This is a genomic window from Ornithinimicrobium sp. F0845, assembly GCF_023015765.1.
GTDB lineage: Bacteria > Actinomycetota > Actinomycetes > Actinomycetales > Dermatophilaceae > Ornithinicoccus.
On sequence record NZ_JALKAL010000006.1, the window covers coordinates 164,398 to 188,077 of the forward strand.

General features: G+C 71.5%; 20 protein-coding genes. 10 read left to right on the forward strand and 10 right to left on the reverse strand.

All coding sequences use genetic code 11. The features are described from left to right. Window positions 1-23: 23 nt before the first annotated feature. Entirely contained in the window at window positions 24-2,195 is a 2,172-nt protein-coding gene (locus MWU75_RS10875) for a S9 family peptidase (protein WP_247090479.1), read from the reverse strand. Window positions 2,196-2,305: 110 nt separating this feature from the next. On the opposite strand from MWU75_RS10875, the gene MWU75_RS10880 reads away from it, so the two are divergent. Further along, on the forward strand, window positions 2,306-3,229 hold the full coding sequence (locus MWU75_RS10880) for a PAC2 family protein (protein WP_247090481.1): 924 nt from the start codon (window positions 2,306-2,308) through the stop codon (window positions 3,227-3,229). Window positions 3,230-3,338: 109 nt separating this feature from the next. Here MWU75_RS10880 and MWU75_RS10885 read toward each other — a convergent pair whose 3' ends face one another. Further along, window positions 3,339-4,766: a hypothetical protein gene (locus MWU75_RS10885; protein WP_247090483.1), complete on the reverse strand. Its 1,428-nt coding sequence runs from the start codon at window positions 4,764-4,766 to the stop codon at window positions 3,339-3,341. On the opposite strand from MWU75_RS10885, the gene MWU75_RS10890 reads away from it, so the two are divergent. The 3 genes from MWU75_RS10890 to MWU75_RS10900 all read left to right on the forward strand — a co-directional run bounded on the left by MWU75_RS10890 (window position 4,765) and on the right by MWU75_RS10900 (window position 7,271). After that, the gene (locus tag MWU75_RS10890; protein WP_247090485.1) at window positions 4,765-5,589 is read left to right on the forward strand and encodes an EcsC family protein; all 825 of its coding nucleotides are present in this window, start codon (window positions 4,765-4,767) and stop codon (window positions 5,587-5,589) included. The two genes, MWU75_RS10885 and MWU75_RS10890, sit on opposite strands and share 2 nt — an antisense overlap. A gap of 96 nt (window positions 5,590-5,685) precedes the next feature. Further along, window positions 5,686-6,795, forward strand: coding sequence for a DUF4192 domain-containing protein (locus MWU75_RS10895; RefSeq protein WP_247090487.1), 1,110 nt, complete (start codon window positions 5,686-5,688; stop codon window positions 6,793-6,795). 65 nt (window positions 6,796-6,860) lie between these two features. Continuing rightward, a complete protein-coding gene (locus tag MWU75_RS10900) occupies window positions 6,861-7,271 on the forward strand; it encodes a universal stress protein (protein ID WP_247090489.1) in 411 nt (136 codons plus the stop codon). Window positions 7,272-7,334: 63 nt separating this feature from the next. On the opposite strand, the gene MWU75_RS10905 is transcribed toward MWU75_RS10900, so the two are convergent. From MWU75_RS10905 to MWU75_RS10915, 3 genes are read right to left on the reverse strand one after another with little or no spacing between them, the layout of a single operon-like run. Then, window positions 7,335-8,579: a DUF6596 domain-containing protein gene (locus tag MWU75_RS10905; RefSeq protein ID WP_247090491.1), complete on the reverse strand. Its 1,245-nt coding sequence runs from the start codon at window positions 8,577-8,579 to the stop codon at window positions 7,335-7,337. After that, window positions 8,576-8,962: a YciI family protein gene (locus MWU75_RS10910; protein ID WP_247090493.1), complete on the reverse strand. Its 387-nt coding sequence runs from the start codon at window positions 8,960-8,962 to the stop codon at window positions 8,576-8,578. The genes MWU75_RS10905 and MWU75_RS10910 overlap by 4 nt, the downstream gene beginning before the upstream one ends. Window positions 8,963-8,967: 5 nt before the next feature. Continuing rightward, on the reverse strand, window positions 8,968-9,360 hold the full coding sequence (locus MWU75_RS10915; protein WP_247090495.1) for a YciI family protein: 393 nt from the start codon (window positions 9,358-9,360) through the stop codon (window positions 8,968-8,970). A 253-nt stretch (window positions 9,361-9,613) separates the two neighbouring features. On the opposite strand from MWU75_RS10915, the gene MWU75_RS10920 reads away from it, so the two are divergent. Both MWU75_RS10920 and MWU75_RS10925 read left to right on the forward strand, forming a co-directional pair. Then, window positions 9,614-11,269 carry an FAD-dependent oxidoreductase gene (locus MWU75_RS10920; RefSeq protein WP_247090497.1) on the forward strand — a complete coding sequence of 552 codons (1,656 nt, stop codon included), beginning with the start codon at window positions 9,614-9,616 and terminating at the stop codon, window positions 11,267-11,269. A 9-nt stretch (window positions 11,270-11,278) separates the two neighbouring features. Beyond that, window positions 11,279-12,670, forward strand: coding sequence for an ATP-binding protein (locus MWU75_RS10925; RefSeq protein WP_247090499.1), 1,392 nt, complete (start codon window positions 11,279-11,281; stop codon window positions 12,668-12,670). A 119-nt stretch (window positions 12,671-12,789) separates the two neighbouring features. Here the strand turns inward: MWU75_RS10925 and MWU75_RS10930 are convergent, their stop codons facing one another. Further along, window positions 12,790-13,290, reverse strand: coding sequence for a hemerythrin domain-containing protein (locus MWU75_RS10930; RefSeq protein WP_247090501.1), 501 nt, complete (start codon window positions 13,288-13,290; stop codon window positions 12,790-12,792). Between the two features lie 305 nt (window positions 13,291-13,595). On the opposite strand from MWU75_RS10930, the gene MWU75_RS10935 reads away from it, so the two are divergent. Continuing rightward, on the forward strand, window positions 13,596-15,422 hold the full coding sequence (locus tag MWU75_RS10935; RefSeq protein ID WP_247090502.1) for an RNA polymerase sigma factor: 1,827 nt from the start codon (window positions 13,596-13,598) through the stop codon (window positions 15,420-15,422). Between the two features lie 91 nt (window positions 15,423-15,513). Here the strand turns inward: MWU75_RS10935 and MWU75_RS10940 are convergent, their stop codons facing one another. The 4 genes from MWU75_RS10940 to MWU75_RS10955 form a co-directional block, all read right to left on the reverse strand. Further along, complete coding sequence (locus tag MWU75_RS10940) at window positions 15,514-16,008, reverse strand: cell wall-binding repeat-containing protein (RefSeq protein ID WP_247090505.1); 495 nt, start codon at window positions 16,006-16,008, stop codon at window positions 15,514-15,516. A gap of 454 nt (window positions 16,009-16,462) precedes the next feature. Continuing rightward, on the reverse strand, window positions 16,463-18,778 hold the full coding sequence (locus MWU75_RS10945) for a DUF3488 and transglutaminase-like domain-containing protein (protein WP_247090506.1): 2,316 nt from the start codon (window positions 18,776-18,778) through the stop codon (window positions 16,463-16,465). Window positions 18,779-18,788: 10 nt separating this feature from the next. Beyond that, a complete protein-coding gene (locus MWU75_RS20305; protein WP_247090507.1) occupies window positions 18,789-20,042 on the reverse strand; it encodes a DUF58 domain-containing protein in 1,254 nt (417 codons plus the stop codon). A gap of 10 nt (window positions 20,043-20,052) precedes the next feature. Beyond that, window positions 20,053-21,027: a MoxR family ATPase gene (locus tag MWU75_RS10955; RefSeq protein ID WP_247090508.1), complete on the reverse strand. Its 975-nt coding sequence runs from the start codon at window positions 21,025-21,027 to the stop codon at window positions 20,053-20,055. A 319-nt stretch (window positions 21,028-21,346) separates the two neighbouring features. On the opposite strand from MWU75_RS10955, the gene mraZ reads away from it, so the two are divergent. The 3 genes from mraZ (at window position 21,347) to MWU75_RS10970 (ending at window position 23,677) form a co-directional block, all read left to right on the forward strand. Beyond that, a complete protein-coding gene (gene mraZ / locus MWU75_RS10960; protein WP_247090598.1) occupies window positions 21,347-21,775 on the forward strand; it encodes a division/cell wall cluster transcriptional repressor MraZ in 429 nt (142 codons plus the stop codon). 343 nt (window positions 21,776-22,118) lie between these two features. Further along, the gene (gene rsmH / locus MWU75_RS10965; RefSeq protein ID WP_247090509.1) at window positions 22,119-23,171 is read left to right on the forward strand and encodes a 16S rRNA (cytosine(1402)-N(4))-methyltransferase RsmH; all 1,053 of its coding nucleotides are present in this window, start codon (window positions 22,119-22,121) and stop codon (window positions 23,169-23,171) included. Beyond that, window positions 23,168-23,677: a hypothetical protein gene (locus MWU75_RS10970; RefSeq protein ID WP_247090510.1), complete on the forward strand. Its 510-nt coding sequence runs from the start codon at window positions 23,168-23,170 to the stop codon at window positions 23,675-23,677. Before rsmH ends, MWU75_RS10970 begins: the two co-directional genes overlap by 4 nt. Window positions 23,678-23,680 lie beyond the last annotated feature (3 nt).

Sequence of the window (23,680 nt, forward strand, 5' to 3'; positions counted from 1 at the left end):
GGGCCTACAGAACCACTACATTTTTAGGTGGACTCACCGTCCGCGCGGTCGGAGGTCGCCTCCTCCAGCTCCTCGGCCGCCGCGGCGGCCCGCAGCTGCTTCTCGGTCGGGGCGCTGCGCCCCAGCTCCACGGGCAGCTCGGGCGCCTCTGCCCCCAGCACGTGCTCGGCCAGGAAGCCGGACACCACCTGATACCAGACCTTCGCGTGCTGCGGGGAGAGGATCCAGTGGTTCTCGTTGGGGAAGTACAGGAACCGGTGCACGGTCGAGCCGTCGTCGCCGGCGGGCCGCCCGGACGCGGCGAGCAGTTCGTACCAGAGCCGCAGGCCCTCACCGATCGGCACCCGGTAGTCCTTGTCACCGTGGATGACCAGCATCGGCGTGACGATCTTGTCGACGAAGCGGTGCGGACTGTTGGCCTCGCCCATCTCCCGGGTCATCTCGCGCTGCCAGTAGAACGCGGCGTCCGTGGTCGGCCCGAACTGGTCCAGCGCCCACAGCGACGCGTGCGTCACGATCGCCCGGAACCGGTCGGTCTGCCCGGCGACCCAGTTGGCCATGTAGCCGCCGAACGAGCCGCCCATCGCCGCGGTCCTGGTCTCGTCGATGTCCTCGCGGGCGACCACGTGGTCGGTGATCGCCATCAGGTCCTCGTAGGGCGCCTGTCCCCACGAGCCCCAGCCACGCTGGATGAAGTCCTGCCCGTAGCCGGTCGACAGCGCCGGGTCCGGCAGCAGCACGGCATACCCCTGTGCCACGAGCAGCCACGGGTTCCACCGCCAGGTCCAGGCGTTCCACGACCCCAGCGGCCCGCCGTGGATCCACAGGAGGAGGGGGTGTCCGGCCGCGCCCGCGTCACCCTCGGGCAGCGCCAGCCAGCCCCGCACCCGCGTGCCGTCGGCCGCGGTCGTCTCGACGTCCTCGAGCCGGCCGGGGATCTCGGGCCGCTCCACCGGGCCGGGCAGCGCGGCCGTCGCGCCGGTGGACAGGTCGATCCCCACGATCTCGGCCGGGAAGAGATAGCTGGAGCGCACGGCATACGCGCGGGTCCCGTCGGGCGAGACGACCACCTCGGAGTATGACGAGTCGTCGGTGGTCACCTGGCTCACCTCTCCCGTGGTCACCTCGATCCGGAAGACGGGGGAGCGGCCGTTGTCGTCGGCCGTCGCCAGCACGGCGCTGCCGTCCGGCAGCCAGGCGGCGGGGCTGGCCCAGCGGTCCCAGCCGGCGGCCAGCGGGGTGCGCTCGCCGGAGGTGAGGTCCAGCAGGTGCAGCACCGGGTGGGGTGCCTGGTCAGGGGTGCTCTTGCGGTCGACCACGATCAGGGCCCGGGTACTGTCGGGGCTGATCAGGGGAGCGTAGAACTCGTGGTCCGGCTCGTCGGCGACGACGGAGCGTGCGCCCGTCGCGAGGTCGATGCGCACCAGCTGGCTGCGCTGCTCGCCTCGGGCCTCCGGCACCGTGAGCGACACCAGCGCGAACGTGCCGTCCGGGCTGACCGCGGGCCTGGCATCGCGCATCGCGGAGCCGACACCCTCGCTGACCCAGCGCAGCTTCAGCGGTGGGACGTGGTCGGTGGTCGTGGGGCGCGTGCTCTCGGCCTCCTCGTCGGGCTCGGCGACGAAGAGCTGCGGCGCGACCGGGCCCAGGTCGGCGTCCCAGAAGCGCACCGGATAGCTGTCGTGCAGGATCGCCTGAACCCCGCCGTCCTTGCGCGCCTTGTGGATCGCGGCATGGGTCTTCTCGTCGGTGGCTCCGGGCAGCAGGCCGGCGACCACCACCGTCACGTCGGCGTCGCGGGCGCACAGCACGCCGGACACGCCACCGGGCCGGGACAGGACGACACGCGCCTCGCCCCCGCCCGCCGGGATCTCCCAGAGCGCGGCCTCCGGGCTGTCCTCGTCGGCCTCCGGGTTGGGCCGGGCCGAGGTGAAGTAGAGGGTGCCGTCGCTGCTGAAGGCCGCGCCGGCCTCACCCTTGGCGCTGCGGGTGATCCGGTAGGCCGGGCGCTCGCCCTGGGGGTCCACGCCCCACAGCGCGGTGGCGTAGCCGGTGCCGGCCTTGGTGACCGTGGACACCGTGGTGACCAGACGGGTGCCGTCGTGACTGATCGCCAGGCCGCCGAGGCGTGGCATCGCGACATACTGATCCAGATCATGGAAGATGGTGGGGGTGGCCAGCGGCTCCGAGGTCATGAGGTCTTTCATATCACCGCGTGGCCCTTGTTCCTGAACGCCCGTGCTGGGGCGGAATCTCTCGGCCGTCGCAAGCGTTGTGGGGACAGAGCACCTGAGGAAGGACTGACGTGATCGAGCCGAGTTCGCTGTACCACCTGGAGACCGATGCTGATCGGCAGCCCCAGCAGGCGTCGCTATTGCATGTCGCGCTGGAGGGCTTCATGGATGCCGGCAACGTGCGCGCGCAGCTGACCGAGCTCCTCCTGGAGCAGCTCGACCACACCGTGGTCGCGTCCTTCGACATGGACAGCCTCATCGACTACCGCTCGCGGCGACCGTTGATGACCTTCGACCGCGACAACTTCAGCTCCTTCGAGGACCCCTCGCTGGTCCTCTACCGCGTGATCGACCGCTCCGGCGAGCCGTTCCTGCTGCTGGACGGACTGGAGCCGGACTTCCACTGGGAGGCCTTCGCGGAGGCCGTGCACCAGCTGTGCCTCGGGTTCGGCGTGCGACGCATGGTGTCGGCGCACGGAGTGCCCATGGCCGTGCCGCACACCCGCCCGATCGGTGTGACCAGCTTCGCCAGCGACCGCGAGCTGCTGGCACCGGCTGAGCCGCTGTTCGGCCGGGTCCAGGTGCCCGGCAGCGCGGAGTCGCTGCTCCACCTGCGGTTGGCCGAGGCGGGCGTGGAGACGATGGGTGCCGCCGTGCACGTGCCGCACTACCTCGCTGAGGCGAGGTTCGGCGATGCCGCGGTGGCCGCGCTCGACACGCTCGTCGGGTTCACCGGTGTCGACCTGCCCCGTGAGGAGCTGGTCGCAGCCGCGGGCCTGAACCGCGCCGAGATCGCCAAGGAGCTCGAGGACAACCACGAGGCCGCCGAGGTCGTCGCCGCGCTGGAGCAGCGCTACGACCGCTTCCTGGACGGCCAGCGCAAGCGCAGCCTGCTGGCCGCCGAGGTCGCTGACCTGCCGAGTGCGGACGAGATCGGTGCTCAGTTCGAGGACTTCCTGCGGGCTCACTCCGACGACGACTCGCCGGAGCACTAGCCCCCACCCCACGCCACAACGATCCCCGAGCCGCAGCAGCGGCCCGGGGATCGTTGTTGTGCGTCGCGCTGCGCGGATGAGCCCGCGCGGTGCCTGTTCGAAGCCGGTGCTAGTCGTTGTCCGGGCGCGGCGGCGGAGGCGGCGGGAACTGCTGGGTGCGGTCGTCCGTGTTCTGGTCGTCTGTGCCGTGGTCGTTTGTGCCGTGGTCGGTTCTGCCGTGGTCGTCTGGAGCCTGGTCCTGCGTGACCGAGTCGGACTGCTCGCTCGCCGGCTCGGATGACTCCGCGGACGTCGGGGCGGACTGACCCGGGACAGGCTGTCCGGGGGACCACGCCGTGGCGCCACCACCGACGGCCTGGGTCTGGCCCTGTGGCGGGTCGGGGTCGTTGGGCTGCTCGCCGTAGCCCTGGTCGTGCTGCGGCTGCCCGGGGTGCGGGTTGTAGCCGGGCGGCTGCTGTCCGTAGTGCTGCTGCCCGAAGGCCTGAGTCTGGTCCTGCTGCTGCGCGAAGCTCTGGGTCTGGTCGGATTGCTGGCCGTAGTCCTGGCTCTGCTGGCCGTAGCCCTGCTCGGGCTGCTGGCCATAGCTCTGGCCCTGCTGGCCATAGCCCTGCTCGGGCTGCTGGCCATAGCCCTGGCCCTGCTGGCCATAGCTCTGGCCCTGCTGGCCGTAGCCCTGCTCAGGCTGCTGGCCATAGCCCTGGTCCTGCGGCTGGCCGTAGCCGTAGGGCTGCTGTCCATACGCCTGACCCTGCTGGTCGTAACCCTGCGGGCCGTAACCCTGCTGGCCGTAGCCGGCCGGGGCCGGCGGGTAGCCCTGCGTCTGGTCCTGGCCGTAGGGGGACTGGCCATAGGGGGCCTGGCCAGCGGGAGGTTGTCCGTAGGGGGACTGGCCGTAGGGAGACTGGCCGTACGCGGACTGGCTCGTGTCGGCATACTGCCCGCCGCCGTAGCCACCCTGCTGGGGGTAACCCTGCCCGGGCGCCGGGGGAGTGGCGTGCGAGCTGTACTGGTACGGCGCGGCGGCGGCCTTCGGGCTCTTCCGTCGGGTCAGCAGGGCACCCAGGCCCAGGAGCGCTGCGACCGCGAGCGCGATGCCACCGAGGATCAGGCCGAGGTTGCCCACGATGCCGGGGGCCGTCGTGCGGGTCGCGTTGGGCCCGACGTAGAGCGCGGCGTCGGTGCCCTCGCAGGTCACGACATAGCTGCCCTGCTCCAGGCTCGCGGGGGTGCGGGCGACCTCGAAGAACTCGCGGTCGCCGACGTCGACGGAGTAGGCCGACGTCGGACGCTCCATGGTGCGGTCACCGGCGAAGCACACGGTGTCGTCCCGGACGTCCTCCTCGGCCCAGAGCGACATGCCCGAGCCGGGGATCGAGACCGACTGGCCCGAGTTGATGCCCTGCATGTTGGGCGTCGCGGTGTTGAGGACCCCGAAGAGACCGAGGCCGAGCAGGACCAGACCCGCGAGCGTGAACAGCGCAGCAAGCCCACCCAGGACCTTGGACGGACCGCCGGACGACTTCTCCCCTTGTGCCATGGCCGCGAATCTAGCGCACGAGGGGGACAGCGCGAAGGAAGGTGCCCGGACGGTCGAGGTGGCAGGATGGTCCAGAGGCGCCGCGAGCAAGCCGCGGCCGGAGAGATCGGGAGAGCACGTGGGCCTGTTCGACACGAAGAACACCGAGGACCCGGGGGCCGCGCAGGCCGTCGAGGAGAGCGGGGTCACGGCCAAGACCGCCAACGCCCTGGTCGGGAAGCTGATGGACATCGGCATCGACGGACTCGGCCCCCTGGACTCGGTCGACAAGGTCGTCGCGGAGGCACTGAAGGACAAGAAAGGCGACCCCGAGAAGGCCATCAACACGATCGTCCGCTCCCATATCAAGATGAGCGCGGTCGGCGGCTTCGTCACCGGTTTCGGCGGGATCTTCACCCTCGTGGTCTCCCTGCCGGCCAACATCGTCGAGTTCTACGTGCTCGCCACCCGCATGGTCGGCAGCATCGCCCAGATCCGGGGCTACGACCTCAAGCAGCCAGAGGTGCGCGCCGCGGTCATGCTGACGCTCGTCGGGGCGGACAGCCAGGACCTGCTGGCCAAGGCCGGTGTCGCCGGGAGCGGTCGCCTCGCGCAGGTCGCCCTGCAGCGGCTGCCCAAGGCGGCCGTGATGGTGATCAACAAGGGCGTCGGTTTCCGGCTCGCCACCAAGATGGGCGCCAGGTCCCTGAGCCGCTTCACCCGGGCGGTGCCCGTGGTGGGTGGTGCGATCGGCGCTGGCCTGGACGCCTTCCTGATGAACCGGATCGGCGACCAGGCGCGTGAGGAGTTCCCGCTCCGCGAGGTTGCGCAGCTCGACGCCTGAGCCGACTTGTCCACCGGGGTCACCCGGGCCGCTCGGTTGTCCACAGGTTCCGGGGCCTCCGGTGCGCGGCGGTCGCATGCGGTCGACCGTGGGGGCATGACGACCTCAGAGATCCGAGTCCGTGGCGTGGCCGAGTTGATCGCCACGCTGCCCCACCAGCTGGGCTACCACCCCGAGGACAGCCTGGTGCTGGTCCTGCTCGCCGGGATGGACGAGGGGGACGGCTCGCGCAAGCCCTCCGGTGCCATCCAGATGATGTGTCGCATCGACCTGCCCCACGACGCGGGCGCCTACGAGGAGACCCTGTCCACGGTCGGGGCACTGCTGCGGCGGGAGCGGCCCGCGGTGGTCGAGGCGATCGCCTTTGAGGACGGCGCCGACGCCACCGAGACCCTGCTGGCCGTGGGCCGGGCCTGCGAGGCGGAGGGCACCCTGGTCGACCGGCTCGCCAGGGTGCGCGGTGGGCAGTGGCTGGCGGTGACCCCCGAGGGCGACGACCCGGGAGTATGGCGATCGCTCCCGTCCACCCATACCGTCCCGGCCGTCGCCGATCTCGTCGTGCGCGGCGCCGCCCCGGGGCCGGGACGGGCGGAGCTGATCGCCCGGATCCGCGGGGCCGGCAGGGCCCGCGGGCAGGAGGTTGCCGACGAGCTGGCCGCCGCCATGGTGACCTACCAGTGGGCGGGGGCGGAGGCGTCCGGGGCCGACCAGCGCGGGCGCACCTACGAACGCTTCCTCGAGCGTGGCGCCCGCGCCTGGCAGCGCGTGCTGGACACGACCCGGGGGGCACCGCAGATCGAGGACCTGCCGCCCGCGGTCCTCGCGCAGGGGCTGGTGATGCTCTGGGACCGCGAGTTCCGCGACGCCCTGATCTCCTGGTTGGCACCCGGGCAGCTGGGGCCGGGCATGCTGCCCGAGCAGGTGATGGCCGCCCTCGTGCGGCACCTCCCGCTGTCCCGGACCCTGGACCGCGGTCGGCTCGACCGGCTCGTCGAGCTCTGTGCGGTGGTGCCTGACGAGTGGGCTGCGCCGGTGCTCACGGTGACCGCGCAGGCCGCGTGGGCGCTGAACAACGGCACCCTGGCCAACATCGTGATCGACCGGGCGCTGCAGGCCGATCCGAACTACTACCTGGCTCAGTTGACCGAGCAGCTGCTGCGCCACGCCGTGCGCCCACCCGGTGGACCGTTCGCGTCGGCCGCCTGACCTGGGTGCAGGGCGTGTAGCCTCCCTCTGGAGAGTGCAGCACGACTGACAGGGAGTGTGACGACATGACGATCATCGTTGGATATGTGCCCACCAAGGAAGGCCGTGCCGCCCTGCGCCGTGCGGCTCAAGAGGCTTCGCTGCGGCACCTCAAGCTGATCGTGGTGAACTCCCACCGCGGCGGCCGGGACTTCGACGCCAAGGAGGCCCAGCGCTTCGAGGCCGAGCTGGGAAGGGTCCAGGAGCAGCTCGACGCCGAGGGCATCGAGCACGAGGTCCGGGCGCTGGTCCGCGGCAACGAGCCGAGCGAGGACCTCATCGCCATCGCCGAGGAGTCCGGGGCGGAGTTCATCGTCATCGGGCTGCGCCGGCGCACCCCGGTGGGCAAGCTGATCCTGGGCTCCAACGCCCAGCGGATCCTGCTGGACGCCTCCTGCCCGGTGCTGGCCGTCAAGGCCGACGACGTCGACGAGTGAGCTGAGGGCGACTCGGCCCCCTGCATCGGCCCGTCGCCCCCGGGTCAGCCCGTCGCCCCCGGGTCAGCCCCGGAGCTGGTCCCGGCGTCGCGTGAGGTAGGCGCGCTCGGCCGGGTTGGCGGCCAGCGCGATCGCCCGGTCGTAGGCCGTCCGTGACTCTGCGCTGCGCCCGAGCCGCCTGAGCAGGTCGGCCCGTGTCGCGTGGAGCGCGTGGTAGGCGTCCAGCCCGTCGGCGAGTCGATCGACCTGGGCCAGCGCGACCGCCGGGCCGTCGAGCTCGGCCACCGCGACCGCCCGGTTGAGCCTCACGATGGGTGAGGGGTCGAGGGCGGCCAGCCGGTCATACAGCGTGAGGACCTGGGACCAGTCGGTGTCGCTCGAGGAGGGCGCCACGGTGTGGACCGCGTTGATGGCCGCCAGCAGCTGGTAGCGGCCCGGCGGGCCCGCACCGGCAGCGACCGCCCGGACGCGCTCGCGGACCAGCTCCTGACCCTCCACGATCAGGCCCCGGTCCCACGCCCCGCGGTCCTGCTCCTGCAGAGTGACCAGCTCGCCGGTGGCGGACACTCGCGCCGACCTCCGGGCGTCGGTGAGCAGCATCAGGGCGAGCAGGCCCGCCACCTCGCCGTCCTCGGGCACTAGCACGAGCAGCAGGCGCCCGAGCCGGATCGCCTCCTCGGTCAGGTCGACCCGCAGCAGGTCCTTCCCCTGGCTCGCGAGGTAGCCCTCGTTAAAGATCAGATAGACCACGGCGAGCACGCCGGCGAGGCGTTCGTGGATATCCTGGCCCGACGGCACGCGGTAGGGGATGTGCGCCGCCCTGATCTTGGTCTTCGCCCGGGTGATCCGCTGGGCCATGGTCGTCTCCTGCACCAGGAACGCCCGGGCGATCTCGGCGACGGTGAGCCCGCCGATCAGGCGCAGGGTGAGCGCCACCCGGGCCTCCATCGACAGGGCCGGGTGGCAGCAGGTGAAGACCAGCCTGAGCCGGTCGTCCTCGACCGGCCCGGAGGGATCCGGCCGCGTGCTGTCGTGCAACATCAGTGCCGCCTGGTGCTTGGCCATCCGTTGGGACTCGCGGCGGATCCGGTCGATCGCCCTGCGTGTGGCCGTGGTGGAGAGCCACCCTCCCGGGTTGGGAGGCAGCCCGTCCCGCGGCCACCGCTCCACGGCCACCGCGAAGGCCTCGGCCGCCGCCTCCTCGGCGATGTCGAGGTCGCCGAAGCGGCGGGTCAGGGCGGCGACCACCCGCGCCCACTCCTCGCGGTGGACGCGGGCGATCGCCGCCTCGACAGCCGGATCGGTCACGAGTCCAGCAGCGCCTGGATGGACTCCGGGGTGTTGAAGGGGCGCACCTCCACCGCGCCGCGGCACGCCCTGGACCCCTCCGCGGCCAGCGCGAGGGCCTCGTCCAGGTCGGCCGCCTCGATCACCCAGAAGCCGCCGAGGTGCTCCTTGGTCTCCAGGTAGGGACCGTCGGTGAACACCGGCCGCTCGCCCCGACCGTCCACGGTGGTGGCGGTGCTCGCGGGCTCCAGCCCGTCGGCGAAGACGAAGTGCCCCTCGCGCTGGAGTTTGTCGTTGAAGGCACCGGTGTCGGCCCACTCCTGCAGGAGCTCGGACCTAGACGATGATCCGCCGGACGCCGGGGGATCGGTCGGCCCGAAGACCGAGAGCAGGTACCGGGCCACCCGGCTCAGCCCTGACCGGCGTCGGTGGGGCGACCGTGACCGCCCACGTCCGGTCCCGGGGGAAACCGGTGCACCTCCTGCGGCCAGTCGAGGGCCACCGTCAGGCGTCCGGCCCAGTGGCGTGCCGTCTCGTCGTCGGGGACGTCGATGACGCAGAAGCCGCCGAGGTGCTCCTTGGTCTCCACGAACGGACCGTCGGTGAAGATCGGCTCGCCGTCCTTATTCTCGACGCTGAACAGTGCGGTCGAGGCGTCGATGCCGCCGTTGCCGAAGACGAAGACACCGGCGGTCTCCATCTCCCGGACCACCGCCATGCTCGCCTCGGCCTTCGCGTGCAGCTGCTCCGGTGTGTGCTCCTGCACCCACTCGTCGTTGAACGCAATCAGATACTCCGGCACTTCTCGTCTCCTCTCGGTCGGGGCGAGGGCGGTGCCGCTCGCTCCGGGGCGGCCCGGCTGGCCACCCGCTGACACCTCCACGAACGGCCCTGCTCCGATACGACACCATCCGCAGAACTCATCGCAAGCGCGACCGCCACCCGGCCCGTGCGCGCGGCGTCCGGACCGCGCCCACGCACGAACCCTCGCGCGGCAGGGCCCCGTGGTCCTATGCTGACCGGCACGATCCCCGACCGCCAGCGGAAGAATCCCCGTGACCAAACCAGCCATCCTGACCGTCGATGACGACCCGATGGTTTCCGCCGCGATCACCCGCGACCTGCGCGAGCACTACGGCGCTGACTACCGGGTGGTCGGCGCGACCTCGGGGGAGGAGGCGCTCAAGTCGCTCGAGCGGCTGCTGCTCCGGGAGCAGCCGGTGGCCCTGATCGTCACCGACCAGCGGATGCCCGCGATGGCGGGGATCGAGCTGCTCGAGCGGGCCAGACCACTGGCGCCCACGGCCAAACAACTGTTGCTCACGGCCTACGCAGACACCGACGCCGCGATCCGGGCGATCAACGACATCGGGCTGGACCACTACCTCCTCAAGCCCTGGGACCCGCCCGTCGAGCGCCTCTACCCGGTGGTCGACGACCTGCTCGGCGACTGGCAGCGCGCCCACCCCGACGTCACCTCCGAGGTGCGGGTCGTGGGCCACCGCTGGTCCGAGGCGGCGCACACCACCAAGACCTTCCTGGTCCGCAACCACGTGCCCTACCGGTGGATCGACGTCGAGGCGGATGACGAGGGGGAGCAGCTCGTCGGCGCGGCGGGGGCGAGTCCCGGCGACCTGCCCCTGGTGCTCCTGCCGGACGGCACGGTCCTGCGGACTCCGACCAACGTCGAGCTGGCCACGTCCCTCGGCCTGCGCACCCGCGCCGAGCAACCCTTGTACGACCTGTGCATCGTGGGCGGGGGACCGGCCGGTCTGGCGTCGGCCGTGTACGCAGCCTCCGAGGGGCTGCGAACCGTCATCGTCGAGCGCGAGGCACCCGGTGGACAGGCCGGGCAGAGCGCCGCGATCGAGAACTACCTCGGCTTCCCGCGGGGGCTCAGCGGCGCGGACCTCACCCAGCGTGCCGTCGCCCAGGTCGTCCGGTTCGGCGCCGAGATGGTCGTCGCCCGAGACGTCGTCGGGCTGGAGCGGCGCGGACCCGGGCGGGCGGTGCTGCTCGACGGCGGGGGAGAGATCGAGGCCCGCTCGCTCATCGTCACCACGGGTGTGTCCTACCGGCGGCTCGGCGCGGCGGACGTCGACGGGTTCACCGGGCGGGGCGTCTACTACGGCGCCACCGCCAGCGAGGCCAGCCAGTGCGAGGGTGACGACGTCTACGTGATCGGTGCCGCGAACTCCGCCGGCCAGGCGGCCCTCAACCTGTCCCGCCACGCCAACCGGGTGGTGATGCTGGTCAGGGGCGACTCGCTCGAGGCGACGATGTCGCAGTACCTGATCGACCGGATCAACGAGGCCCCCAACATCGAGGTGCGGTTGCGGACCGAGCTCGTCGGTGGGCGGGGCGACGGCCATCTGGAGGCGGTCACCCTCCGGCACCGTGACTCGGGGGAGGTCGAGGAGGTGGAGACCAGCTGGGTCTTCGCCTACATCGGGGCGGTCCCGCGGACCGAGTGGCTCGGGGACCTCGTGGCGCGGGACGACAAGGGCTTCGTCCTGACCGGCACGGACATGCTCCAGGCCGCGGGCGGCACCTGGTCGCTGCCCCGTGTGCCCTACGCACTGGAGACCAGCCTGCCCGGGGTGTTCGCCGCGGGCGACGTGCGGCTGGACTCCATGAAGCGGGTCGCCTCGGCTGTGGGTGAGGGAGCCATGGCAGTCCACTTCGTCCACCGCTACCTCGCCACCACCTAGGAGCAGCCCGTGCGCGTCGAGGACCTGCGCCCCATCGAGCTCTTCGCCGGTCTCAGCGACGAGCAGCTCGCCGAGCTCCTCGCGGCGTCGGAGGAGATCGCCTTCCAGCCGGGCGAGACCCTCTGGGTCGAGGGCGGTCACGCCGACGACTGGTGGGTCCTCGTCGACGGCGTCATCGACCTGGTGCGGCGCACCGAGCGGGAGGACATGGTCGTCGGCCGGATGGACGCCCCGGGCCGGTGGGCCGGAGGCTTTCGCGCGTGGGTGGAGACCGGGCGCTACCTGGCCGCCGCCCGCGGCCTCGAGGCGGGCCGGGTGCTCAGGGTGCCCGCGACGGCGCTGCGCGACCTCACGGCACGGTGGTTCCCGTTCGGCAGCCACCTGATCAAGGGCGTCTACGGCATGGCGCTGTATGTCGAGTCGACCGCCCGCCAGCGCGACGCCCTGGCCACCCTCGGCAAGCTCGCCGCGGGGCTGGCCCACGAGATCAACAACCCGGCCGCGGCGGCGACCCGGGCCACGGCCGCGCTCGGTGCGGCGGACGATGCCCTGTTCGCCTCGCTGAACGAGCTGGCCAGGCACGGGATCACGGCACAGCAGTTCACCGCCCTGGACGACCTGCGCCGGGACCTGGCCTCCCGGCCCGCCCCCGCCTACGTCGACCTGGCCGAGATCGAGGACGCGCTGGCCGAGCGGCTGGAGGCCAGCGGGGTGGACCGCAGCTGGGTGGCGGCGCCGGTGCTCGCCTCGGCCAACGCCGACCAGCAGTGGTGCGACCAGCTCGCCGAGGTCGTCGACGAGCGCTCGCTCCAGGCCGGCCTGGACTGGGTCGTCGCCAGCCTCCAGGCCACCGTGCTGCGCGCGGAGATCACCGAGTCGACGCGGCGCATCTCCGAGCTGGTCGCCGCAGTGCGTTCCTACTCCCAGATGGACCGGTCCGCACTGCAGCAGCTGGCCGTCACCGAGGGCCTCGAGAGCACCCTGCTGGTGCTGGGCCACCGGCTGCGGGACGGCACCGTGGAGGTGGTGAAGGAGTATGGCGAGGTGCCGCGGATCGAGGGCTACGCCGGGGAGCTCAACCAGGTGTGGACCAACCTGATCGGCAACGCCCTCGACGCGATGGCGGGCGAGGGCACGCTGCGGATCACCACCCGTCCCGGCGACGACGGCGGTGTCGTCGTCGAGATCGGTGACTCCGGCCCGGGCCTGCCGCCCGAGGTCGCCGAGCGGGCCTTCGAGGCGTTCTTCACGACCAAGCCCGTGGGGCAGGGCACCGGTCTCGGGCTCGACATCGCGCGCCGGATCATCGTGGAGCGCCACGGCGGCACGATCGAGATCGACTCGGAGCCCGGTGACACGGTATTCCGGGTCGCGCTGCCGCCCGCACCCCCCACCACCTGACCGACGCCACCACCTGACCCACCTCCTGCAACGGCCGGCGCGGAGCGCCGTGATCCGGTGGGTGCACCCTGGTGCGGTGGGAGCGCCCTGGTGCAGTGGGAGCGCGGTCGGACCGCGGGTCAGGCTTGGGCGCAGACCCAGCCGGCAGGCATCTCACCCTCGAGGATGAAGTCGTGCAGCTCCTGCTTCGCCTCGTCCGCCAGCACCACGTCGCCCTGCGGATAGATGATCGGCTCCTCCTTGGCGTTGTGCGCGGCCAGGGCGCCGAGGAGCTCGCGGCACCGGTCGGCCGCGGCACCGGAGCCGCTGACCGGGGCCGTCAGGGTCGCAGCCTCCTGCTCCAGGGCGTCCAGGACGCGCCAGATCTCGCCGTGCTCGCGCAGCATCACCAGCACCGGGGGCAGCATCCCGGCCGCGCGTAGCGGGGGGAACAGGAACTCCTCCTCGAGATAGATGTGGCGCCGCAGGGCGCTCCCGGCCCGGGCCAGCTCGTCATCGCGGACGACTCCCGCCGACAGGCCCTCGGCGAAGGACTCCAGCCCCGCGTCGATCTCGTGGTGCTCGCGCTCCAGAGCCTCGGTCAGCGTGTCCGGTCCGTCGTGGTGTCCACCCGCAGCCATGCCGCCAGCATAGGCCGCCGAAGACGCACGGACGAGCCCCACCCAGCCCCTGCCAAAGGTGCGGCGTCGGCGGGCCAGGCACACGGCATACTGCAGCAGAACCTGCTGGTCAGGAGGGATTGACAGGGTGTGGGAACATCTTTGCGGTCCGACTGGTTTTATAATGGAGGCAGGCAGACCTCCCGGTCCACCGGATCGGGTCGCCTGGATTGCCGAACACTCCATCGTCCTGGGTGCTTCGCCGTGCCCGGCGCACTTCCCCGAGTCCGCCCCCCAAGCGCCCCCGAAAGTAGCTGGTGCAACCCGTGACCGCCAAGAAGGCCCCCTCCGTCCCCGAGACCGTCGACCTTCCCTCCGAGTTCAGCAAGCCCGAGCTGGAGACTCTCTTCAAGCGTGGCAAGCAGTCCGGCGAGCTGACCCTCAGCGAGGTCCGCGAGGCGCTTGAGGCTGCCCAGCTGCCCAACAAGAAGACCCAGACCAAGGTGCTGAAGGTCCTCTCCGACAACGCGATCCACGTGCTGCTCGACGGGACCGAGGCCACCCCCGCCAAGCGGACCGCCCGCAAGAGCACGGCCAAGAAGGCTCCGGCCAAGAACGCCCCGGTCACCAAGACCGCGGCCAAGACCACGACCGCCAAGAAGGCGGCCGAGACCGCGACGGCCAAGAAGGCGGCCGCGGCCGACGAGAGCCGGGACGCCCCGGCGAAGAGCACGGCGACCAAGTCCGCCGCCAAGAAGGCGACGGCGACGAAGATCACGGCGAGCAAGACCGCAGCGAAGACGGCAGCCAAGGCCCCGGCGAGCAAGGCCGCGACAAAGAGCGCAGCCGAGGAGTCGACTCCCGAGGAGGCCCCGGCCAAGAAGGCCGCGCCGCGCAAGACCACCGCCAAGACCACCGCCACGAAGACCACCGCGAAGAAGACCACCGCCAAGGCCACCACGACCCGGGGCGCCGCCAAGGCCGCCGCCGGCGAGGGCGCCGAGGCAGCCCCGGCCAAGAAGGCCCCGGCGCGCAAGACCACAGCCAAGAAGACCGCGGCCGAGCCCGAGGTGGTCGACGACGAGGACCTCGAGGACGACGAGGACGAGGAGGAGAAGGGTGAGGGCGAGGTCGTCGCCACCCCCAAGCCCGCCTCCGCGAAGGCAGAGTCCGAGGACTCAGGCTTCGTCCTGAGCCAGGGCGATGACGACGACGCCCCGGCCCAGCAGGTCGTGACCGCAGGTGCCACCGCCGACCCGGTCAAGGACTACCTGAAGCAGATCGGCAAGGTCGCCCTCCTCAACGCCGAGCAGGAGGTCGAGCTCGCCAAGCGCATCGAGGCCGGCCTGTTCGCCGAGGAGCGGCTCAACTCCGGGGACAAGATCGAGGCCAAGCTCAAGCGCGAGCTCTGGTGGATCGCCCAGGACGGCAAGAACGCCAAGAACCACCTGCTCGAGGCCAACCTGCGCCTGGTCGTCTCGCTCGCCAAGCGCTACACCGGCCGCGGCATGCTCTTCCTGGACCTGATCCAGGAGGGCAACCTGGGTCTGATCCGTGCGGTCGAGAAGTTCGACTACACCAAGGGCTACAAGTTCTCGACCTACGCCACCTGGTGGATCCGGCAGGCGATCACCCGCGCCATGGCCGACCAGGCCCGCACCATCCGCATCCCGGTGCACATGGTCGAGGTCATCAACAAGCTGGCCCGCGTGCAGCGCCAGATGCTGCAGGACCTGGGTCGCGAGCCCACCCCGGAGGAGCTGGCCGCCGAGCTGGACATGACGCCGGAGAAGGTCGTCGAGGTCCAGAAGTACGGCCGCGAGCCCATCTCGCTGCACACCCCGCTGGGCGAGGACGGCGACTCCGAGTTCGGTGACCTGATCGAGGACTCCGAGGCGGTCGTCCCGGCCGACGCGGTCTCCTTCACCCTCCTGCAGGAGCAGCTGCACTCGGTGCTGGACACGCTGTCCGAGCGTGAGGCCGGCGTGGTCTCCATGCGCTTCGGACTCTCCGACGGCCAGCCGAAGACGCTCGACGAGATCGGCAAGGTCTACGGCGTCACGCGTGAGCGGATCCGCCAGATCGAGAGCAAGACGATGAGCAAGTTGCGTCACCCGTCGCGCTCTCAGGTGCTCCGGGACTACCTGGACTGACCGGCGCAGGCCAACCACTTTCGCATACTGACGATGCCCCGCCCCTCACGCTGGGACGGGGCATCGTGCAGTATGTCGTGGGGCAGCGAGCTCAGGGGGCCTCGCACAGCGTGGGGTCGGCGTAGGCCTTCAGCGCGTCGAAGACGGTGTCGTTGACCGCGCCCTCGCCGCCCATGACATGGATGTAGCAGGGCTGGAGCCGCGTCAGCTCATTGCGGGTGACGACCGGGATACTGTCCTGCGTCACGAGAAGGAGCGGTCCGTCGCCGAAGTGGCTCAGACCGATCGCGAGAGCATCCGGATACATCTGGCCACTGGCGATGTAGACCGTCCCGGTGATCGTCGCGTCCCAGCCGTAGGCCACGCTGATCTGCGCGGCCGTCGCGTAGCGGTTGGCACCCCAGACCCGGCTCACACCGTCCTCGGTGACCACGTCCTGCGGGGAGAAGTGGGCGGCCGTCCGCTGCTGGGTCGACCCCTTCCCGGTGGCCTCCCCGGCGTCCTGGGTGGCGATGGCGGCACCGGCCAGGGCACCTCCGGCGATCAACGACAGACTCAGGATCCCGCTCGCGAGCTCACGCTTCATGGTCCAGTTCTCTCTCTCGAGATGAGGGTCGACGCACCCTGCGTCGCCCGACAGGGAGGAAGCGTCCTGGTGACTGGTCCCCCGTGTTGAGGTGAAGCATGGCCACCTGGGTCGCGGCCGTCAAGAGGCTTCGGCAGACAGCGACACGCTACGCATTCGGTAGGGCGCGGTAACACCACACGGCGCGATGCTCCTCTGTTTGGCAGGCGCTGGGCTGGCGGTCGCGACACGACGCGCCCATTGGGCCAGCCGGCCGCGACAACCAGCCCGGCGGACGTCTTCGGGCGCCCTCCGGTTCTTATGGCCGACTGTGCAGCCGGCCCGAGGATCACCAAGGCGCTCGAAGACGCCTCGGTGGGGCCGGCGGTCGCGACACGACCGATGCTCCGCTGTTCGTCAGGCGGTGGGGTGGATTCTCTCCGCCCCACGCGCCCGGTCGGGGGAGGGGGCCCACCTACCGTCGGAGGAGGCGGCCCGGGAGGGCGCGCAGGTAGTGCCAGCCGCTGCGGGGGAACAGCTTGGCGCTGGCCCGGATGTTCCACGGCAGCTTGGCCGAGACCGAGTCCAGCACGCGCATGACGTCGCCGTGCATCGTCGTGTCGTCGGTGTCCTGGGTCCGTGAGGCGTCGGCGTAGCGTGCCCGCTCCAGAACGGTCGTCGCGCGGCCCATCGCGTCGGCCGTGGGCCGGTCCAGGCGCGCGGCGGTCACGTAGTGACTGGCCATCTCGCGCGGGCTCCGGTCGGGCGGGGGGTCGATGCCGTAGTCCTCCAGGGACCGCTTCAGCAGCTCCCACTGCCCCTCGATGCGCTCCTGCGGTGTGGCCGCATGGCGGAGCACCGACTCCCGGTGCCGGCGACCGGCGATCGCGACGACCGCCATCAGGACGCCGAGCAGCACGACGACGACCAGGGCACGGAGCAGGATGGGCGCCGCGGAGCGCACGAAGTCCTGCAGGTCCTCCCACCAGCTGGTGTCCTCCGCGGTGCCCTCCGGCTGCTGGGTCGGGACGCCCGTCGGGGTCGCCGTCTCGGTGACCGTCGGGACCTCCTCGCCAGCGCCGGAGTTCAGCTCGCTGTAGGGCGGGGGAGGTCCGGACCGGATGCCCGGGGTGGGCTCGAAGCGGGTCCACCCCAGGCCGTCGATCCACAGCTCCGGCCAGGTGTGCGCGTCGGAGACCACCACGGAGAACGACCCGTTGGCCTGCAGCTCGCCGGGCAGGAACCCGACCGCCATCCGGGCCGGGATCCCCTGCTGACGGGCCATCATCACCATCGCCGTGGCGAACTGCACGCAGTAGCCCTGGCGGGTCTGCAGGAAGTGGCTGATCGCGTCGTCGCCTCCGGCCCCCGGCGCGAGCTGGAGGGAGTAGGTGTAGAGGCCGCTGCGGAAGTGCTGCTGGATGAGGTTGGCGACCTCGAGGTCGTTGGTGGCGTCCCCGACGACCTGGTCCGCGAGCGCCGACAACGCCGCCTCGCCGTCGGGGTCCACCTGCAGATAGTCCTCCCACTCGCCCGGGTCGGCCTCCGCGTCGCCCACCCCGTCGGGGACCCGGCCGGTCTGGGCGACCTGCAGGAAGCTGACCTGATAGGTGTCCGGTCGCTCCGAGACCCGCACCGCGGCCAGCTCCGCGTCCCACTGCATGGTCGTGTCCTCGGACGTGACGCTGAGGACCGGACCCGGGAGCGCCAGGTGCGGTGCGCCCAGGCTGTTGCTGAGGACGGACATCTCGGCGACCTGGAGGGAGAGCTCATCGGCCATGGCGGCCTGGGGCGAGGTGCCCGGGGTGAGCTGAGGCGCCTGCGGCGGGCCGGGGTCGTAGTCGGGTGGGAGCCAGCGCTCGCCGTCATACTCGTTGGTGGCCGTCACCCGCAGGGGTTGCAGGGGGCGGCTCGGCGAGCGGAACCGGATGACCGGATCGTCCGACTGGTCGTGCAGGTCGGCGGTGACATCCATCGTCTCGGTGAAGCTCACCTGGCCGCTGCCGCCGACGGAGCGGCCGTCGGGGTCGCGCGCCAGGCCCTCGGCGAAGAAGGTCGGAGGCAGGTGCGGGACGACGGAGGCGAGCACGAGGGCGCCCAGCACGGTCACAACGGCCAGCACCCGGGCCACCGTGCGATGTCCGCTCGGTCCGTGCGAGACGTCGTGGGCGCCCACGCTCTCGCGGCGGTCGGCCGAGCTCCACCCCGACACCAGCCGGTTGCCCTGCTGGGCCACCATCAGGAGCCAGGCCAGGGCCGCTGCGGCGAAGAACCACGGGTCCATCGCCCGGCCACTGTTGGAGACCGAGACCAGGAAGGCCGCGGCCAGCGGCAGCCCAGCCGTCGCCGGGGCCCGCCCGGTCACCCCGATCGCGTCGACCGACACGGCCGTCAGCGCGAGGACGGAGACGATGAGGAACTCCACGCCCTCGTTGGTGGGTGCTGGAGCGGCGAAGGACTGCAGGGTGCGCCCGGCCTCGCGGAGCAGCTCGGTGGCACGGTCGAGGGTGTCCGGCCCGGGGACCACCACCCACATCAGGGTGTCGCTCAGGTAGCGCCAGACGAGGGCCCCCAGGACGGCCAGCGCCTGGCCGAGGACCACGAGGGTGGGGTCGGCGTCCAGGCTGCGCAGCACCGCGCCGACGACGGCGACCAGGAGGACCAGCAGGATCGCCGGCCCGATCCAGTCACCCTCCCTCAGCAGGTTGGTCAGGGGCCAGGCGACGGTGAGCGTGGCCAGGGCGGCGAGCCCGGCCTCCGGCCACAGACCACGGTCCAGGTTGAACCTCATGACGCGAACCTCACGTGAGCGCCCCCACCCGCCGGGCGGCGCGCAGCTGCTCCCACGCACCGGGGACCGAGTCGTCCGGCCCGACCAGCACCGTCTGCCACCCGGCCTGCGTCAGCACCCGGGTGTGCCGGGCAGCGGTCGTGGGGTCACCGTTCGACTCGGCGCGGAAGGCGTCGGAGTCGAGCACCATGGCCATCGCCGCCGAGCCGGGCTCCCGCACGGCCGCGAGGTGGCTGAGCTCGGCCTCGTCGTGCGCGACGACCACGGAGATCAGCAGGACGCCACCCGAGGTGAAGCTGTGGGCCGCAGCGGCCAACGGCTCCAGGCTGGTGCCCTGGTCGGCCCGTGCCCGGGCGAGCGTGGCGAGGGCCTCGTCGAGCCCGATCTGCACCCCGGCCGAGCCGTCCTCGACGGTCCGGTGGGTCAGCAGGTGGATCACGAACCCGTCCTTGATCAGGTGCCGGGCCAGCGAGGCGACGGCGCTGACCGCCCACTCGAAGGAGACCTGGTAGCCGGTGCCGGGGTGGGCGCCGGCCCGTGAGTCGAGCAGTAGCACGGCCCGGCGACGCGCGGGACGGTCCTCCTGGCGCACCATGATCTCCCCCCGGTGCGCGGTGGCGGGCCAGTGCACGCGACGCAGCTCGTCGCCGTCGCGATACTGCCGGATCGACACGTCGTCCTCGCCGTGCAGCGACACCATCTGCGGGAGCTCGCCCTCGGTGCCCCGGCCCTGGCCGGCCACGCGCCGGTCGCCGAGGTCCCAGACATAGGGCAGGACGAGCAGCTCGACGGTCGCGGGCAGCTGCAGCGCGACGTGGGTGAGCCCGAACGGGTCGCGGCGCCGCAGGGTGATCGGCCCCACGGCGAAGGCCCCCCGGTGGCGGCTGCGCACCTGGTAGTGCAGCCGGCGCGACTCCTGCGGCGTCATCCGGGGCAGGATGAAGCGCGGCCGGTCGCCGAGGGCGTAGTCGAACTGCTCCTCGGCCAGGAACATCGGCGTGGGCCGCTTGCCGACGTTGGTGAAGTGGACCTCGACGGTGCCCGCCTGGTCGGGGTTGAGCCGGGCCGGGGTCACGGTGCGCTGCACTCGCAGGGTCGGCGGCGTCGCCCGGACCAGCAGTCGGGCCAGGAGCGGCAGGACCACCAGCAGCAGCCCCACGCGCGTCACGTCGCGATAGCCGAGGACCATCCCGGCCAGGGCGATGACCGCCCCCAGGCCCAGGAAGACCTGGCCCCGACTCGTCAGCACCCCCGGGGCACGCACGTCCCTCTCCTCAGCGTCGACCGGAGGGCACGGGGGTGCGCTGCAGTATGTCGGACACCACGTCCGCGGTCGTCCGTCCCGTCAGCTGTGCCTCACCGCTGAGCATCAGGCGGTGGGTCAGCACGGCCGGCGCCAGGGCCTGCACGTCCTCGGGGAGCACGTGGTCGCGCCCGACGAGGGCGGCGTTGGCGCGGGCCGCGCCGAGCAGGTGCAGCCCGGCGCGCGGGGAGGCGCCTAACCTGATCGAGGGGTGCTGGCGGGTCGCGGTGACCAGCGCCACGACATACTCCCGCAGGGCGGGGGCGGTGTGCAGGCGACGGACGGCGCTGATCTGGCGCTGCACGGTCTCGCCGTCGGTGACGGGCTCGAGGGAGCCCAGCGGGTCGGCCTCGCCATGGGACTGCAGCATCGCCAGCTCGGCCGCCCCGGAGGGGTAGCCCATCGAGATGCGCGCCATGAAACGGTCGCGCTGCGCCTCGGGGAGGGGGTAGGTGCCCTCCATCTCGATAGGGTTCTGGGTGGCCATCACCAGGAACGGACCGGCCAGCTCGTAGGTGCTGCCGTCGACGGTCACCTGACGCTCGGCCATGCACTCCAGCAGCGCCGACTGGGTCTTGGGGGAGGCCCGGTTGATCTCGTCGCCGACCACGATGTTGGCGAAGATCGCGCCCCTGCGGAACTCGAAGGTGCGGGTGTCCTGGTTGAAGACATTGACGCCCGTGATGTCGCTGGGCAGCAGGTCGGGCGTGAACTGGATGCGGCTGACGTTGCAGTCGATCGAGCGGGCCAGGGCCTTGGCCAGCATCGTCTTGCCCACACCCGGCACGTCCTCGACCAGCAGGTGGCCCTCGGCCAGGAGCACCGTCACCGCGGTGCGGAGGGCGTGCTCCTTGCCCTCGATCACGGTGCTGATCGCCCGGTGGATGGCACCGGCGACGGACTGCACGGAGTCCAGGTCGGGAGCTGGCCCTGCATTCACGGTCATGGAGGTGATCCTGCCTCGTCGTCGAGCGTCGGTGCGCGTGCTTCTCTCGTAGAAGCCTACGTGCCCGGCGGCCAACTCCGATGGTCCGTCGCCCGGGTTGGTGAGCACGTGAGACAGACGCCCGACGCGGCGCTGAGGTTGCAGTCCCTCCGGTGCTCGTTTCCCCCACTTTCCCCCCACCTTCCTGACCTGCACAAATGCTCTGAGCAAGCCGCGAATTGCCGTCGGATGGCGTTGACAGTGGTGCAAAGTGGAGTACTGTGGGGCGCATTGGATGGACCTGGAGTAGCCATCGACTCGGGAAGGGGTGGTCACGGTGTTGCTTCTCGGCACCTACTCGCCCCGCCTGGACGACAAGGGACGGATGTTCCTGCCGGCCAAGTTCCGCGACAAGCTCGCCGGGGGAGTGGTGATGACGCGTGGTCAGGAGCGCTGCCTCTACGTCTATCCGATGGCCGAGTTCGAGAAGGTCGCCGAGCGCCTGCAGAGCGGCCCGACCACCAACGCCGGAGTCCGCGCCCACCAGCGACTTCTCCTGTCCGGCGCCTCCGACGAGATCCCCGACAAGCAGGGCCGGGTCACCGTCCCGGCGATCCTGCGGGAGTATGCCGGGCTGTCCCACGAGTGCACCGTCATCGGCTCCGGCGACCGCCTCGAGATCTGGGACGCCCAGGCCTGGGCGACCTACGTCGCCGACCACGAGGACGCCTTCGCCAACCAGAGCGAGGAGGTGGTCCCGGGCCTGTAGAAGTCGATCCCCCACCTCGCCCCACCCCGACCCCCCACCTCACTCCACCGACCGGCCCTGATGTCTGGTCTCCAGCCGCACCGCCCGCACCCGACTCCACTTCCCCGGAGCCGGGCGCACCACGAGCAGGACCATCCCGACTCCTCTTCCCCGGAGCCGGGCCGGACCACTCGGACGGCGCGGAGGGGGACCAGGTCCCAGGGCCCGAGGAAGAACAGCACTGGCGCCGCACGGCGGCTGGGACCACCACCCACCACGACACACCCAAGCACCGACCACCGACAGCCACCCACGAGAGCCAGCACCGGGACACGGAGCAGCACCAGGACCGAAGGAGGAGACGATGACACAGCGACCGGCCGCAGCACGGCATACTCCCGTGCTGCGCGATCGCATCGTCGAGCTTCTCGCACCCGCCTTGCAGGACGAGGGCGCGGTCTATGTGGACGGCACCCTCGGGATGGGGGGCCATGCGGAGGCGATCCTCACGGCCTGCCCAGGGGTCACGGCGGTCGGCATCGACCGGGACACCGAGGCGCTCACCCTGGCCGGGGAGCGCCTCGCGACTTTCGGGGACCGGTTCGTCCCGGTGCACGTGGTGTATGACGAGATCACGCGGGCCCTGGCGCAGCGCGGCATCCGGGAGGCGCAGGCGATCCTGTTCGACCTCGGTGTCTCCTCGCTGCAGCTGGACGAGGCGGAGCGGGGCTTCGCCTACCGGATGGACGCGCCGCTGGACATGCGGATGGACCAGACGACCGGCCTCACCGCGGCGGACGTCCTGAACTCGTATGACGTGCGCGAGCTGGAGGTGATCCTGCGCGAGTTCGGCGAGGAGAGGTTCGCGCGCAAGATCGCCAGGGCGGTGGTGACCGAGCGGGAGAGGGAGCCGTTCACCACCTCGGCGCGGCTGGTGCAGCTGCTGCACGACGTCGTGCCGGCCGCCTCCCAGCGCTCCGGCGGCCACCCGGCCAAGCGGACCTTCCAGGCGCTGCGGATCGAGGTCAACGCCGAGCTGTCCGTGTGGCAGGACGCGCTGCCGGCCGCGCTGGACCTGCTGCCGGTGGGCGGGCGGATCGCGGTGCTGTCCTACCACTCCCTGGAGGACCGGATCACCAAGCGCGGGCTGGCCCTGGGCGCGACCAGCTCCGCGCCGCCGGACCTGCCCTTCGAGCTGCCCGAGCACAAGCCCTGGCTGCGGCTGCTCACCCGGGGTGCCGAGATGGCCGACCCGGCGGAGACCGCGCTGAACCCGCGGGCCGCCTCGGTGCGGCTGCGTGCCGCCGAGCGGACCCGTGCAAAAGCCCTGCAAAAAAGCGTGAGGGACCAGCGAAACCCCTACGAAATTGCGGGGGAGACCAGCAAAACCACTACGAAAAAGGGGGAAACCCGATGAGCCAGATGACCGTGGCCCGTGCCATCGCCCGCCCCGCCCGTGCGCCGAGGACGGCACCGCCGCCGCGGCAGCGTGCCCGACTGAGGGTCGTCGACGCGGCTCCCACGACGCAGAGCCACACCGGCTTCGTCGTGCTGTGTATCGCGCTGGTCGTCGCCGGCCTGCTCGGCGCGCTGCTGCTCAACACGGCGCGCGCCGAGAGCTCGTTCACGCTGTCGGACCTGCGCAAGGAGCAGACCGTGCTGCACGACACCCGGGTCACCCTTGAGGCCGAGCTGTCCGCCAAGCGCTCGCCGGAGACGCTGGCGGTCGAGGCCGAGCGGCTCGGCCTGGTCCCGTCGCCGTCCACGGCGGTGCTCCGACTGTCGGACAACACGGTCCTCGGCGTGGCGGCGTCGGTCGACGTCGACGACAGCTTTACCGTGGTCACGCCGTTCGTCTCCGAGGCCGACAGTGATGTCACACGGATCGAAGAAGGCATCGAGGGAGCCGTCCAGGGAGGTTGAGGA

Coding starts and splice junctions, on each gene's coding strand:
- rsmH (WP_247090509.1), top strand. CDS start 22,119: ATGACACAGCGACCGGCCGCAGCACGGCATACTCCCGTGCTGCGCGAT.
- MWU75_RS10885 (WP_247090483.1), bottom strand. CDS start 4,766: ATGGCACAAGGGGAGAAGTCGTCCGGCGGTCCGTCCAAGGTCCTGGGT.
- MWU75_RS10930 (WP_247090501.1), bottom strand. CDS start 13,290: ATGGCTGCGGGTGGACACCACGACGGACCGGACACGCTGACCGAGGCT.
- MWU75_RS10900 (WP_247090489.1), top strand. CDS start 6,861: ATGACGATCATCGTTGGATATGTGCCCACCAAGGAAGGCCGTGCCGCC.
- MWU75_RS10940 (WP_247090505.1), bottom strand. CDS start 16,008: ATGAAGCGTGAGCTCGCGAGCGGGATCCTGAGTCTGTCGTTGATCGCC.
- MWU75_RS10970 (WP_247090510.1), top strand. CDS start 23,168: ATGAGCCAGATGACCGTGGCCCGTGCCATCGCCCGCCCCGCCCGTGCG.
- MWU75_RS10955 (WP_247090508.1), bottom strand. CDS start 21,027: ATGACCGTGAATGCAGGGCCAGCTCCCGACCTGGACTCCGTGCAGTCC.
- MWU75_RS10890 (WP_247090485.1), top strand. CDS start 4,765: ATGGCCGCGAATCTAGCGCACGAGGGGGACAGCGCGAAGGAAGGTGCC.
- MWU75_RS10945 (WP_247090506.1), bottom strand. CDS start 18,778: ATGAGGTTCAACCTGGACCGTGGTCTGTGGCCGGAGGCCGGGCTCGCC.
- MWU75_RS10875 (WP_247090479.1), bottom strand. CDS start 2,195: ATGACCTCGGAGCCGCTGGCCACCCCCACCATCTTCCATGATCTGGAT.
- MWU75_RS10895 (WP_247090487.1), top strand. CDS start 5,686: ATGACGACCTCAGAGATCCGAGTCCGTGGCGTGGCCGAGTTGATCGCC.